The sequence below is a fragment of the Frigoribacterium salinisoli genome, from assembly GCF_054781095.1.
In genome coordinates this window covers 136,511-149,793 of record NZ_BAAGVB010000005.1, presented here as the reverse complement: position 1 = coordinate 149,793, position 13,283 = coordinate 136,511, and the positions used below count along the sequence as shown (strand labels likewise).

General features: G+C 75.4%; 10 protein-coding genes. 5 read left to right on the top strand and 5 right to left on the bottom strand.

The window, feature by feature from the left end; genetic code table 11:
• Positions 1-90 precede the first annotated feature (90 nt).
• From ACYVHQ_RS12275 to ACYVHQ_RS12260, 4 genes are all read left to right on the top strand, one after another.
• Positions 91-1,068: an Asp23/Gls24 family envelope stress response protein gene (locus tag ACYVHQ_RS12275; RefSeq protein WP_460513442.1), complete on the top strand. Its 978-nt coding sequence runs from the start codon at positions 91-93 to the stop codon at positions 1,066-1,068.
• Between the two features lie 163 nt (positions 1,069-1,231).
• Entirely contained in the window at positions 1,232-2,611 is a 1,380-nt protein-coding gene (locus tag ACYVHQ_RS12270; RefSeq protein WP_460513440.1) for a hemolysin family protein, read from the top strand.
• Positions 2,608-3,651: a hemolysin family protein gene (locus ACYVHQ_RS12265; protein WP_460513438.1), complete on the top strand. Its 1,044-nt coding sequence runs from the start codon at positions 2,608-2,610 to the stop codon at positions 3,649-3,651. Before ACYVHQ_RS12270 ends, ACYVHQ_RS12265 begins: the two co-directional genes overlap by 4 nt.
• A gap of 67 nt (positions 3,652-3,718) precedes the next feature.
• On the top strand, positions 3,719-4,765 hold the full coding sequence (locus ACYVHQ_RS12260) for a TerC family protein (RefSeq protein WP_460513436.1): 1,047 nt from the start codon (positions 3,719-3,721) through the stop codon (positions 4,763-4,765).
• Between the two features lie 84 nt (positions 4,766-4,849).
• Here ACYVHQ_RS12260 and ACYVHQ_RS12255 read toward each other — a convergent pair whose 3' ends face one another.
• The 4 genes from ACYVHQ_RS12255 to ACYVHQ_RS12240 form a co-directional block, all read right to left on the bottom strand.
• Complete coding sequence (locus ACYVHQ_RS12255) at positions 4,850-5,692, bottom strand: alpha/beta fold hydrolase (protein WP_460513586.1); 843 nt, start codon at positions 5,690-5,692, stop codon at positions 4,850-4,852.
• Positions 5,693-5,837: 145 nt separating this feature from the next.
• A complete protein-coding gene (locus tag ACYVHQ_RS12250) occupies positions 5,838-7,325 on the bottom strand; it encodes a LamG domain-containing protein (protein ID WP_460513434.1) in 1,488 nt (495 codons plus the stop codon).
• On the bottom strand, positions 7,322-8,212 hold the full coding sequence (locus ACYVHQ_RS12245; protein WP_460513433.1) for a S26 family signal peptidase: 891 nt from the start codon (positions 8,210-8,212) through the stop codon (positions 7,322-7,324). The genes ACYVHQ_RS12250 and ACYVHQ_RS12245 overlap by 4 nt, the downstream gene beginning before the upstream one ends.
• Positions 8,213-8,237: 25 nt before the next feature.
• Positions 8,238-8,891 (bottom strand): hypothetical protein, encoded by a 654-nt coding sequence (locus ACYVHQ_RS12240; protein ID WP_460513431.1) that lies wholly within the window; start codon positions 8,889-8,891, stop codon positions 8,238-8,240.
• A 619-nt stretch (positions 8,892-9,510) separates the two neighbouring features.
• Here ACYVHQ_RS12240 and ACYVHQ_RS12235 point away from each other — a divergent pair.
• Positions 9,511-11,103 (top strand): Mur ligase family protein, encoded by a 1,593-nt coding sequence (locus ACYVHQ_RS12235; protein WP_460513429.1) that lies wholly within the window; start codon positions 9,511-9,513, stop codon positions 11,101-11,103.
• On the opposite strand, the gene ACYVHQ_RS12230 is transcribed toward ACYVHQ_RS12235, so the two are convergent.
• Positions 11,019-13,241, bottom strand: a complete 2,223-nt coding sequence (locus ACYVHQ_RS12230) for a bifunctional lysylphosphatidylglycerol flippase/synthetase MprF (protein ID WP_460513426.1) — start codon at positions 13,239-13,241, stop codon at positions 11,019-11,021. The genes ACYVHQ_RS12235 and ACYVHQ_RS12230 overlap by 85 nt on opposite strands.
• Positions 13,242-13,283: the final 42 nt, after the last annotated feature.

Here is a 13,283-nt window from a genome sequence, read left to right as displayed (position 1 = left end):
GAGGCCGGCGTCCGCCCCTCGTGCCGCACCGCGCCCGCACCGGGCGCCCCACCGCCGTACCCCGCACCCCGGACGAGATCGAGGACCACGATGAGCGACACCACCACCGGCACCCCCGCCGACCACCGCCCCGCCCCGCGCCGCGTCGACCTGTCGTCGGTCGTCGGCGACCGGACCGCCGACGGCTCCCCGGAGCCCGACGCCGCCTCCGTGGCGGGCGTCACCGCCCTCGGCGTCTCCGGGGTCCACTCCCTGGGCACGCCCGCGGGTCGCGCCGCGTCGGCCGCCGGTCGCGTCCTGCTGCGCGACTCCGGCGTGGCGGGCGTCCGCGTCGACGACAACGACCCGCAGCGCCTCGTCGTCGAGGTGACCGTCGTGGTCGAGTACCCCTCGCCCGTCCGCCGCGTCGCCGACCAGGTGCGCGAGCAGGTCCGCGACGCCCTCGCCCAGCTCGGTGGTGCCGCCGTGGCCGTCGACGTCGTCGTCGCCGACGTGCACACCCCCGCCGACGACGAGCCGTCGCCGGCCGCCGAGGCGGCGGGCCGGGTCGCCGACCGTGCGAAGGACGCCGCGGGCCGGGTCTCCGACACCGCCTCCGGTGCCGTCGACGCGGCGTCGGAGCGCGGCCGCGACCTCGCCGACCGGGCCCGCGACGCGGCCGGCACCGCCACCGAGCAGGTCCGCGACGCCTCCGAGCGCGTCCGCGACGCGGCCGGCGACGCGTCCGAGAAGGCCCAGGAGGCCCTGGACGCGGCCTCGCAGGACGCTTCCGAGAAGGCCTCCGACGCCGGGACGCGGGCGCGGGGCGCGCTTGCCGAGGCCTCCGACCGCCTCCGGGCCGCCGCCGACGCCGCCCGTGCGGGCGCCGACCGCGCCGAGGACGCCGGCGCCCCGGAGGAGCCGACGTCGCAGGCCGGCGAGGACGCGACCCCCGGGGACGCGGCCGACGAGGGCGCGACCGACGAGGACGCGCGCCGGGCGGACGCCCCCGTCGACGACCCGGACGTCGTGGTCGTCGTCGTGGAGGAGGCCTCGCAGCCCTCGGGCGAGCGCCGCACCGAGGGGTGAAGGCTGCGCGGTCTGCACGATGCAGGCGGTCCTTCAGCTTCCTGGAGGAACACGTCCAGGCTGCTCCCATATCTTCGTGCCTCATGGACGACCCCCCTTCTCACAGGCCTCCGCCCCGTGACCTCTCGACCGCACCGATCGACCGTGTCAGGGGGCGGACCTCGTGACCGACGTGCTCCTCCTGGGCGTCGGCCTCCTGCTGACCGTCGGCACCGGCGTCTTCGTGGCCAGCGAGTTCGCGCTCGTCAACCTCGACCGCAACGACCTCGAGGGTCGTCAGGCCCGCGGTGAGCGACGCCTGGGCCCGACCATCAAGGCCCTGCGCATCACGTCGACGCACCTGTCGAGCGCGCAGCTCGGCATCACGCTCACGACGCTCCTCACGGGCTACACCTTCGAGCCCGCGGTCAGCCGCCTGCTCGCCGGTCCGCTCGGCGACCTCGGGCTGCCCGCGGGCGCGGTGCCGGTCGTGGGCACGATCGTCGGCGTGGTGCTGGCGACCCTGTTCTCCATGATCATCGGCGAGCTCGTGCCCAAGAACTTCGCGCTCGCGCTGCCCCGGCAGACGGCGAAGCTGGTCGTGCCGCTGCAGGCGCTCTTCACGACGGTGTTCAAGCCCGTCGTCCTGCTGCTCAACGGCACCGCCAACCGCATCATCCGCTCGTTCGGCATCGAGCCGAAGGAGGAGCTCTCCGGGTCGCGCAGCGCCGAGGAGCTCTCGTACCTCATCAAGCACTCGGCCACGGCCGGGCTGCTCGAGGCCGACGACGCCACGCTCCTCACGCGCACCCTGCGGTTCGCCGAGCGCGACGCCGCGGGCGTCATGACGCCCCGCGTGCGGATGACGTCGGTCTCGGTCGACGACACCGCCGAGCAGATCGTCGCCGCCGCGCTCGCGACCGGCTTCTCGCGGTTCCCGGTCGTGGACGGCACCCCCGACGCCGTGACGGGCTTCGTGCACGTCAAGAGCGCCTTCCGGCTGCCCGTGGCCGAGCGCGGCGGGGTCACGGCCGTCGAGCTGCAGACCCCGGCACGCCACGTCCCGGAGTCGATGGACGCCGGCGACCTCCTCACGCTGCTCCGGGCGGAGCGGCACCAGATCGCCGTCGTCTCCGACGAGCACGGCGGCACCGCCGGCCTCGTCACCCTCGAGGACCTCGTGGAGGAGATCGTCGGCGAGCTGGAGGACGAGCACGACCGGCACCGCACGGGCATGCTCCGTCGCGGCCGGTCGGTCACCTTCGACGCCTCCTGGCGCCCCGACGAGCTGGCCGACCGCGCCGGCGTCGAGATCGACGACGACGGCGAGCACGACACCGTCGGCGGCGTGGTGACCGGCCTGCTCGGCCGGCTGCCCGAGCTCGGCGACGAGGTCCCGGTCGAGGCCGGCCGCCTCCGCGTCGAGCGCGTGGACGGCGCCCGGATCGTGCGCCTCCGCTACCTGCCCGACGACCCCGACACCGACCCCGCCACGCGCTCCGTCGCCCGCGCCGCCACGGCGCACGACGAGGCCGTGCTCGACCTCAGGGAGGCCGCACGATGAGCGAGTACCTGCCGGGCATCGCCTGGCTCGTCGTCCTGCTGATCGGCAACGCGTTCTTCGTGGGCGCCGAGTTCGCCGTCATCTCCGCCCGCCGCTCGCAGATCGAGCCCCGGGCCGCCGAGGGCAGCCGCGCCGCGAGGACCACCCTGTGGGCCATGGAGCACGCGACGCTCATGCTGGCGACCAGCCAGCTCGGCATCACCGTGTGCTCGCTGCTGATCCTCAACGTGTCCGAGCCCGCGATCCACCACCTGCTCGAGATCCCGCTGGGGCTCACGGCCCTGTCGCCCGCGGCGATCAGCGCGATCGCGTTCGCCGTGGCGCTCGTCCTCGTCACGTTCCTCCACGTGGTGTTCGGCGAGATGGTGCCCAAGAACCTCTCGTTCTCGGTGCCCGACCGGGCCGCCCTGCTGCTCGCGCCGCCGCTCGTGCTCGTCTCGAAGGTGTTCGCCCCCGTCATCTGGTCGCTCAACGGCATCGCGAACGGCGTGCTGCGGCTGTTCAAGGTCGAGCCGAAGGACGAGGCGAACAGCACGTACACGCTCGACGAGGTGGCCGGCATCGTCGAGCAGTCGCGCCGCGAGGGCGTCCTCGAGGACGCCTCCGGCGCCCTCGCCGGGGCGTTCGAGTTCACGGAGAAGCACGTGGCCGACGTCGACGTCCCGCTCGACGAGATGGTGCTCCTCCCCGAGCGGGCCACGCCCGCCGACGTGCACGCCGCCGTCTCCGAGCACGGCTTCTCGCGCTACGTCCTCGCCGACCCCGACGGGGAGCCGACGGCGTACGTCCACATGAAGGACGTCCTCGACCTCACCGACCCCGACGGGTTCCTCGCGCCGATCCCCGCGAAGCGCCTCAGGAGGCTCGAGGGCGTCCCGAGGGACGCCGACCTGGAGGACGCCCTCGCCGTGCTCCGCCGCCGCGGCGCGCACGTGGCGAAGTCGCTCGACGCCGAGGGCCGCACCGTCGGCCTGCTCTACCTCGAGGACGTCATCGAGATCCTGGTCGGCGAGATCGACGCCACCGTGCAGTCGACGTGACCTCCCGGCGCCCGCACCGCTGGCCCCCCTCAGCCCCCACCCCCTCTTCCCCTTCCCTGGAGCACCTGTGAACGTCAGCACCACCACCTGGTTGATCACGATCGGCGTGACGATCGCCTTCTTCGTGTACGAGTTCTTCGTCCACGTGCGCAAGCCGCACGAACCCACCATCGGCGAGTCGGCCCGCTGGTCCGCCTTCTACATCGGCCTCGCGCTGCTGTTCGGCGTCGGCATCGGCTTCGTCAGCGGCTGGGGCTACGGCGGCGAGTACTTCGCCGGCTACCTCACCGAGAAGGCGCTGTCGATCGACAACCTCTTCGTGTTCCTGCTGATCATGACCGCGTTCGCCGTGCCGCGGATGTACCAGCAGAAGGTCCTCATGATCGGCATCGTCATCGCCCTGGTCATGCGCGGCATCTTCATCGCCGTGGGCGCGGCCCTCATCGAGAACTTCTCGTGGGTCTTCTACATCTTCGGTGCGCTGCTGTTCGTGCTGGCCTACCAGCAGCTCAAGGGCAGCCACGGCGGCGACGCCGGCGACAACCTCGTCGTGAGGATCGCCCGGCGCGTCCTGCCCGTGCACGACGAGTTCGACGGCGACCGCTTCACGACGAAGATCGACGGCAAGCGCTTCGTCACGCCGCTGCTGCTCTGCGTCGTCGCGATCGGCTTCGTCGACCTCGTCTTCGCGCTCGACTCGATCCCGGCGATCTACGGCCTCACGAACGAGGCCTACATCGTGTTCACCGCGAACGCGTTCGCGCTGATGGGCCTGCGCCAGCTCTACTTCCTCATCGGCGGCCTGCTCGAGCGCCTCGTGTACCTCTCGCAGGGCCTCGCGGTGATCCTGGCCTTCATCGGCGTCAAGCTCGTCTTCCACGCCCTGCACGTCAACGAGCTGCCCTTCGTCAACGGTGGCGAGCCGCTGCTCTGGGTCCCCGAGATCCCGATCTGGTTCTCGCTGCTGTTCATCGGGGCGACGATCACCGTCGCGACGGTGCTCAGCCTGCTCAAGACCCGCGGCGACGCGGCGAAGGGCGACCGGGCCACGGTCGACCACGAGCCCGTCACGCGTGCGGTGGACGACCGCGACGAGCCCGGCGGCCGCCACTAGGTCGCACGGCCCCCGGCACCACGACGGCCGGCGTCCCCTCGGGGGCGCCGGCCGTCGTGGTGCTGTCAGGAGGTGCGGAGCCGCCTACTTGGCGAGGAACGCCAGCACGTGGCGGTTCCACTCCTCCTTGTGCGAAACGGTGACGCCGTGCGGTGCTCCCTCGATGAGGACGAGCTCGCTGCCGGCGATCGCCTCGTGGGTGCGCTTGCCGCTCACCTCGAAGGGCACGATCGCGTCGCTGTCGCCGTGGATCACCAGCGTCGGGACGGTGATCTTCGTGAGGTCGTCGCGGAAGTCCGTCGTCGCGAAGGCCACGGTGCAGTCGAGCGTGCCCTTCGGCGACGCCATCTCGGCGATCGAGAGCGCGTAGGCCTGCTGCGCGTCGCTGACCTTCGGCTTGTTGAGCAGCGAGGGCTTGCCCGCCGTGAAGAACATCGTGACGAACTCCTCGAGGAACGCCGGCCGGTCGCCGACGATGCCGTCGTGGAACCACGCGGCGAGGTCGTCGTCGACGCCTCCGTCGGGGTTGTCGTCGCTCTTGTAGAGGTACGGCGGCACGGCGCTCGCGAAGACGAGCTTCGCGATGCGGTCCTGGCCGTAGGTCGAGACGTAGCGCGCGAGCTCGCCGCCGCCCATCGAGAAGCCGATGAGGGTGACGTCGCGCAGGTCGAGCGTCTCGATCAGGGTGTTCAGGTCGGCCGCGAAGGTGTCGTAGTCGTAGCCGTCCCACGGCTGCGACGACTGGCCGAAGCCGCGGCGGTCGTACGTGATGACGCGGTGGCCGGCCTCCACGAGCGCGGGGACCTGGCCCTCCCACGAGCGGCCGCTGAGGGGCCAGCCGTGGACCAGGACGACGGGCTTGCCGGCGCCGGCGTCGGTGTAGTGCAGGGCGACGGGGGCCTCCGCCGTGGCGGGGACGGTGATCATGGGCACGAGGATCTCCTTCGTGGGCTGTCGGGGTGGTCTCTCGACCGTGCTCGCCGAGGCTGGGCGTGCCCTGGGACGGGCGCCGTCCGGCGGCCGTCGCTGCGCCCAGCGGACGACGACCACGGCCCGGGTCGCCCGGCGGGCCTCAGCGCCCGGACTCCCAGTGCCGTCGCACCTGCTCGTCGGTGAGCACGACCGAGTAGGCGCTCGCCCAGCGGACCTGTCCGGCGAGGGCCGAGCCGGCGACGCCGGGCCACCCGCCCGACCCGAGGTCGTCGTAGCCGACGCGCCAGTAGCCCGAGTAGGACCGCGCGGAGGTGACGCCGGGGTCGCTCGCCACCCGCACGCCGTCGACGTGCAGTCGCAGGCCCGTGCTGCGCGAGAACGTGCCGACGACGTGGTGCCACCGGTCGTCGTCGATCCGGCCCGGGCTCGTCACCGTCCGCACGTCCACCGAGCGCACGCCGAGGACGAGCCGCCCCGCCGCGTCGACGTAGAGGTGACGGTCGGTCGTCGTCGAGGGGCCGGAGGCCCGGTCGCCGAAGCCGATGAGGCGCCCGCTGTCGGCGGCGGTCCGGACCCACAGCTCGATGCTGAAGGTCTGCGGGTCCGACTGCTGGGTGGGCCACACGACGGCGCTCCCTGCGCCGTCGAGGACCGTCGCCCCGCCGCCGTCGCGCGGGCAGCCGCCACCGGTCACGGGCGGGCCGAGCACGTGCGAGCCGAGCCGCTGGCCGGTCGCCGAACGCCCCGAGACGTCGCGGGCACCGGCGTTCGAGGCGATCTGCTGCACGCCGAAGTCGTCGAGCAGCATGCCCTGGGTCGTCGAGACGTCGTAGGCACCGCGGGCGGGGTCGCCCATGGAGATGCCGACCCGTCCCGGACCGCCGATGCGGGAGTCGCTGAGCACGACCGCCTCGACGCCGTCGACGAGCAGCCGGAGGCGCGTCCCGGCCAGGTCGAGCGACAGGCGGGCGGTCCCGCCGTCGACGAGCCTGCCGGGTGCCGTGCCGAGGACGGTCCGGGTGCCGTCCACGACCGCGGCGAGGGCCCAGCGCCGCTCCGCCTGCTCGTAGCGGGCCGAGTAGTAGGTGCCCGAGGGCGACGACTCGTCCAGTCGGGCGACGATCCCGATGGTCTCGGCGGCCTGGGCGGTCTGCTGGTGCACGACGGCCGTCACCGTGTAGTCGGCCGACGGCGGCACGAGCGAGGAGCGGTACAGGGCCGTGTTGCCCTGGCTCGACGTGCCGCCCTTGCGCACGCGCCCGTCGCCGGACAGCGCGGCCTGCGTGAGGCCCGTCCCCGTCGGCAGCTTCGCCCAGGTCGTGCCCGTGTCGCCCGTGTGGTCCTCGAGCTTGCGGCTCGTCGGCCCCGTGAAGGAGTCGGCGGCCCGGCGGGCCTGCTCGGCGTCGTCGAGCGGCCACGTGAAGAGCGCCCCCGAGCGGTCCGCGCCCGTCGAGCCCGCGCAGCGGAAGGACTGCGCCGTGCCCGTCGTGCCGGACGGGTCGTCCACGGACGCCGTGAACCCGGCCCGGGTCGTCGGGGGACCGCCGCCGCCCGTGACGGCGACGGTGCCCGCGAGCAGCACGGCGGCCGCGACGAGCGCGACGCGACGGACGAGGCGGGCGGTCACCGCGCCTCCTGCGGGGCACGACCGGGCAGGCCGACGACGAGGACCCAGAGCAGTGGCAGCGCGCACACGAGCGCGAGCAGCACCGTCCCGGGGCCGTCGAGGTGCAGCGAGGTGACGAGCTCCGTGCGGGCGCCCGAGGGGGGCAGGGCGAGGGTGCCGACGGCGCCGCTGACGAGGTCGACCACATCGCCGTCGGGGGCCTGCACGGCCACGCGCACGGGCGCGAGGCCGGTGCCGACGACGACCGACGTGGGCGTGCCGTCGACCATGGTCGTCGAGAGCACCTCGGCTCCGACGAGCGGGCGGAGCGCGGCGACGGTCGCGGTGACGAGCACGGTGGCGCCCAGGAGGCGCAGGGACGCCCGGCGCGCACGGTCGCGCACGCGCGTGCCCAGGCCCCAGAGCGCGAGCCCGCCGAGCGCCAGCGCGGGCACCGCGCGCAGCAGCCAGCCGAGGCCCGGCGCCAGGACGACGGCGCGGCCGAGCAGGTCGGCGTCGGTGACGGCCCACGGGTCGACGGCGCCGGTCGAGTCGCCGCTGGTCCGCAGGCCGTCGGCCCCGACCGCCGTGACGCGGTGCGTGTAGACCGCGCCCGGCTCGAGCGCGGGGCGGAACGACACGACGTCGCCCGGTGCCGTGGTCGCGACGGTCGTGGGACGGGTCACGACGAGCGTGCCGACGGGGGCCGCCCGCCCCATGGAGGCGGTCTCGACGACGAACCACCGGCCCCCCGAGGCGTGCCAGGCGCCGGCTGCGATCGCGAGGCCGACGACGACGGCGAGCACGGCGAGGGCCGCGCCCGTCGACCACGGGTCGGCGCGGCGGCGTCGGGGAGCAGCGACCCCGCCCGCGGGAGGGTCGGCGACGGTCGTGGTGGAGGCGTCCACGGGGGCGGCCGGTCGGCGACGCCGGTCAGCTCGTGAAGCGCCAGGTGACCGGCATGGCCACCTGCAGGCCCTGGACGTCGTCCCCCGCGCCGCCGTCGATCCGCACGACGACCTCGATGCGCACGGACCCGCCCGGTCCGGGCGGGGGCGCCACGGGCAGCCCCGCGAGGTTCTGCACGTCGGTGAGCCTGCCCTCGAAGACGGCGCGCCCGCCCGTCGACACGGCGACGAGGACGTGGTCGCAGAGCTCGCCCGTCGACGTCGACGTCGCGCGGCCCGGCTGGGGGGTCGTGACGCAGTCGCCGAGGTCGACCGTGAAGCTGCCGGCGGGCGTGGTGCCGGTGTTGACGATGTCGATCGCCACGGTGGACGAGGGGCCGCCCGGCGTCATGCCGAGGTCGCCGCCGAGCAGGTCCACGCTGGTGCAGGCCGCGGACGACCCCGAGGTGCAGGTGGCCCCCACGGTCCCCGCGGTGCTGCGGTCCGACGACACGAGCCGCTGCTCCATGGCCAGCGTGCCCGTGCCCGCCGTGCCGGGGTCGTTCGTGATGCTGGCGGTGAAGCCGGAGAGCGTGCCGGTCAGGCTCAGCGCCAGCAGCGTGCTGCCGACGAGGCCCGTCGTGAGGGCGAGCGGGGTGGTGCGGGAGCGGCGCGGTCGCGCGGAGGCGTGGCTGGGCATGGCGGTCTCTCCTCGTCCTTGGGGCGAGCGCCCGTGCTCGGGTGCACGGGGGCGCCGGACCGTCGTGGTCCTCACCGGCGGTCGGGTCCGCTCGGCTGGTCCCGAAGGTAGACGGGGGACGCCCGCCGTGGGCAGGAAGGGGGACCCCCAGTCCGGGGGCGCCGCCTCAGCGCGCGGTCGGCGGCAGCGTCGCGGGGCGGCGGGTCACGCCGAGCGCCGCCTGCACGTGGCGGACGAGCAGCTCGTGCTGCAGGGTCGTGAGGTCCTCGACCGTCACGCGGCGTCCTGTGCGGCGATGAGGGCGAGCACGTCGAGCGGCTCGGTGAGGGTCGACGTGTACTCGAGGGTCGGGTTCTTCGGGGGCATGGTGGGCTCCAGGGGGAGGCGTCGCAGGCCTCGTCTCGACCGGTCGGGGCGCCTCCGCAGGACCACCGCGAGCGGGTGGCGGATCAAGGGGGAGGACGCCGGCGAGAAGGACCGGTAGGCCCGACACTACGGTCAGGAGGGTCGTGCACCGGGGTCCGGGGCACACGACAGCGCATTCTGGACGACCGTCCCGCCCGTCGCGGGTTGACTCGTCGGTGGCGCCCGCCCGACGGCGCCGTCAGGAGGGGCACGGATGCCGGAGTTCACGCTGCTGCGACCACGTCACGGGGCGGGTGCGACGCTGGCCGACCTCGCCGCGGTCGCGGGCCTCCTGCCCCCGACGGGCGACCCGTCAGGAGGCCCGCGAGTGACGAGCGTCTCGGTGGTCGACCGCGAGGTGGTCCCCGGGGCGCTCTTCGCGGCCGTGCCCGGGCGCCACGGGCACGGTGCCGACCACGTCGTCGCAGCGCGCGAGGCCGGGGCCGTGGCCGTGCTCACCGACCCCGACGGGGCGGACCGGGCCCGTGCCTCCTGCCTGCCCGTGCTCGTCGTCGACGACGTCCGCGCGGTGCTCGGACCCGTCGCCGCGCGCGTGCACGGCACCGACCGGGTGCGCCCCCTCACCTACGGCGTCACCGGCACGAACGGCAAGACCACCACCGTGCACGTGCTCGACGCCCTGCTGGGGCGGCTCGGGGTGCCGAGCGGCTACAGCTCCACCGCCGACCGCAGCAGCGGCGGCGTCGTCGTGCGCAGCCGGCTCACCTCGCCCGAGGCGCCCGAGCTGCACGCGCTGCTGGCGCGGATGGTCGAGGACGGCGTCCGCGAGGCGGCGCTCGAGGTCAGCGCCCAGGCGCTCTCCCGCCACCGCGTCGACGGCCTCGTGGTCGACGTCGCGGGCTTCACCAACCTCAGCCACGACCACCTCGACGAGTACGCCGACCTCGACGAGTACCTCGCCGCCAAGCTGCGGCTGTTCACGCCGGAGCACGCCCGGCGCGGCGTCGTGCTGCTCGACTCGCCCGCCGGTCGGCTCGTCGCCGCGCGCGCCACGGTGCCCGTCACCACGGTCATCTCGCGCGACGCCTCCGACGTGGTCGCCGCCGACCGGACCGCGGCCGACCGGACCGACGCCGACCACACCGACGCCGACTGGACCGTGGTCGTCGACGAGCTCAGCCCCGACGGCACCGCCCTCACCCTCACGGCCCGCGACGGCCGGAGCCTCTCCACGCGCGTGCCGCTCGTCGGACGGCACCTCGCGGCCGACGTCGCCCTCGCGATGGTGATGCTCCTCGAGGGCGGGCACGCGTCCGACGACCTCGCCCGGGCGATCGACGGCGGGTTCCCCGTGACGGTGCCCGGTCGCTCCCTGCTCGTCTCGGACGGGGCCGGGCCCCGCGTCTACACCGACTTCTCGCACACGCCCGACTCGGTCGCGAAGACCGTCGCCGCGCTCCGCGCCGTCACGCCGGGCCGCGTCATCGTCGTCCTCGGGGCCGACGGCGACCGCGACCCCTCGAAGCGCCCGCTCATGGGGCGGGCCGCCGCCGACGGGGCCGACCTCGTCGTCGTCACCGACCACCACCCGCGGTTCGAGGACCCGGCCCGGATCCGCCGCGGGCTGCTCGCCGGGGCCCGTGCCAGTGCCTCCGGCGGCACCGTGCTCGAGGTCGCCGACCCCGCCACGGCGGTGCGGCACGCCGTCGCCGCCGCCCGCGAGGGCGACACGATCCTCTGGGTCGGGCCGGGCGACACCGACTACCGCGTCGTGCGCGGCGTCGACGTGCCGTACTCGCCGCGGCGCGACGCCCGCGCGGCGCTCGACGCGGCGGGCTGGGCCTGAGCGCCCGCCGCCGGCCCGTCGCCGCCGCCCGCCGCCGGCTGGCCGTCCGTGGGCGTGGCGCTCGCCCGCGCCCGGCGGGCGGCGCGCTGCTCCTGCCCGGCCCGGCGCGCGAGGGCGGCCAGGGCCAGCACCTGCCGGAACCGCAGCGTCGGCGCGTAGGCCCGCACGAGGGCGCGGCCCACGACGGGCAGGTCGACGGGGGAGGGGCAGGCCATGAGCAGGGGGCGGTGCTCGGGCTGGAACTTGGACTTGAACCGGGCCAGCGACGTGAACCCGTAGGCGGGCTCGAGGGTGCGCCCGAGGGCGCCGCAGCCGCGGTCGACGAGGCGCCGGAGGCCCGTGGCCGGCGCCGGGCACGCACCCGTCGACCGCGCGAGCGGCGTCCCCGAGAGGCTCAGCAGCTCGAGGCCCTCGTCCGCCGCGTCGAGGCAGGCCCGGGTGATGAGGAACTCCATGACGCCGGGCATGGGGCGGCCGCCGCCCCGGCGCAGCACGTCCAGGGTGAGCCCGACGAGCTGGCCGTCCCGGTGCACGGGCAGCCAGCTGGTCACGCCGTGCAGGCGGCCGTCGCCGTCGACGGCGAGCAGGAGGCGCACGGCCGGGTCGTCCATCTCCGGCAGCCCGCCGAGCGTGAAGCCCATCTCGGGGAGCTCCTTCCGGGCCGCCCAGTCCCGCGAGAGGTCGACGAGCTGCGCGCGGAGCTCCGGGTCGAGCTCCGCGAACCGGGCCCAGGTCGCCGAGACGCCGTCGCGGGCGGCGCGGTTCACGGCCGTCCTGAGGTCGCCGCGCCGCCTGCCCGACAGGGTGAAGCCGTCGAGGGGCAGCACGGCCTCCTCCGCGATCTGGGCGACGGTCCAGCCGAGCCGCTCGAACGTGGGCCGGTGGTGCTCGTGCACGCTGTAGAACACGGGCGTCAGCGCCCGGCGCGAGCACTCGCGCGCGAAGCCGAGGATCGTCGCGGCGGCGTCCTCCGGGGCGCAGGCGGGGTCGGAGACGGTGAGGGCGGTGCCGTGGCACGCCCGGTAGGCGACGACGCCCTGGCCGTCGGGCGTGGACCACGTGCTCGTGCCCTCCCAGGTGCCCATCCAGCCCAGGGTGCCGGCGTCGCCGCGCTCGATGGCGGCGACGAGGCGGTCCTGCTCGCAGCGGGGGGCAGGGGCCGCGCCCGAGCCGACGAACGCTCGACGCTGCCGCACGAGCGCGACGAGGACCCCGAGGGGCACGAGCCAGAGCAGCAGGAGGCCGAGCCGCCACCCGAGGTGGTCGTGGGGCACGTCCGACCAGGTGATCCAGCCGTCGTGCACCGGTTCGACGGACAGCCGCCAGGCCGCGACGGCCGTGAGGCCCGCGAGCACGACGACCGCCAGGCCGAGGCCCGAGCGCCGCCCGCGCAGCACCCCTCCCGTCGCGACGACGAGGAGCGTCACCGCGACCGGCGTGCCGAGGGGAGCCACCGCCCGGGCGACCGGGGCGAGCACGCCGACCGCGGTGTCGGGGGCCCCCAGCACGAGGCCGAGGGCGAGCGCACCGAGCAGGGCCGCCCCGGTCGTCCTGGCCCGCTCGGCCTCGAGGTCCTGCCACCGGGGTCGCGGCGGTCGCGGCGCGACGACGGGTCCGAGCACGGCGGCCGTGCCCACCGCGACGAGGCCCAGCACGTCGCTCATCTGCCCGCGGAAGAGCACGGCGGCGGAGAGGGACGTGACGACGACCAGCGGGAGGGCGCGGTCCCAGGGCGGGGCGAGCCTCCTGCCCGCGACGGAGAGCGCCGCCACGGGTCCGGCGAGGGGCGCCCACAGCGAGTCCGCAGCCGCGGACGACGCGAGGACCTCCCCGTGCCCGGGCAGCAGGAGCAGCCCCTGCAGCGCGGGGGCGACGACGGCGGCCGCCGCGCCGGCGGAGAGGACCGCGAGGACGGCCGTGCGGAGGGGGCCGATCAGGGGGACGGCGGTCGCGACGACGGCGACGGCCAGCAGCACGCGCACGATCTCGTGCAGCAGGGCGACCCCGTGCCAGGCCTCGTGCCGAGCCACGCCGACCGCCGCGAGGCCGAGGAGGAGCGACGTGACGAGCACCGTGGCGGCGAGGGGAGGGGTCGAGGCGCCCGGGGGAGCGGCGACCGGGCAGGTGGAATGTCGCACATCACCAGTCTCGGGTGCGGACGGCCCGGGGCGAGCCGCTCC

Coding starts and splice junctions, on each gene's coding strand:
- ACYVHQ_RS12275 (WP_460513442.1), top strand. CDS start 91: ATGAGCGACACCACCACCGGCACCCCCGCCGACCACCGCCCCGCCCCG.
- ACYVHQ_RS12265 (WP_460513438.1), top strand. CDS start 2,608: ATGAGCGAGTACCTGCCGGGCATCGCCTGGCTCGTCGTCCTGCTGATC.
- ACYVHQ_RS12255 (WP_460513586.1), bottom strand. CDS start 5,692: ATGATCACCGTCCCCGCCACGGCGGAGGCCCCCGTCGCCCTGCACTAC.
- ACYVHQ_RS12240 (WP_460513431.1), bottom strand. CDS start 8,891: ATGCCCAGCCACGCCTCCGCGCGACCGCGCCGCTCCCGCACCACCCCG.
- ACYVHQ_RS12235 (WP_460513429.1), top strand. CDS start 9,511: ATGCCGGAGTTCACGCTGCTGCGACCACGTCACGGGGCGGGTGCGACG.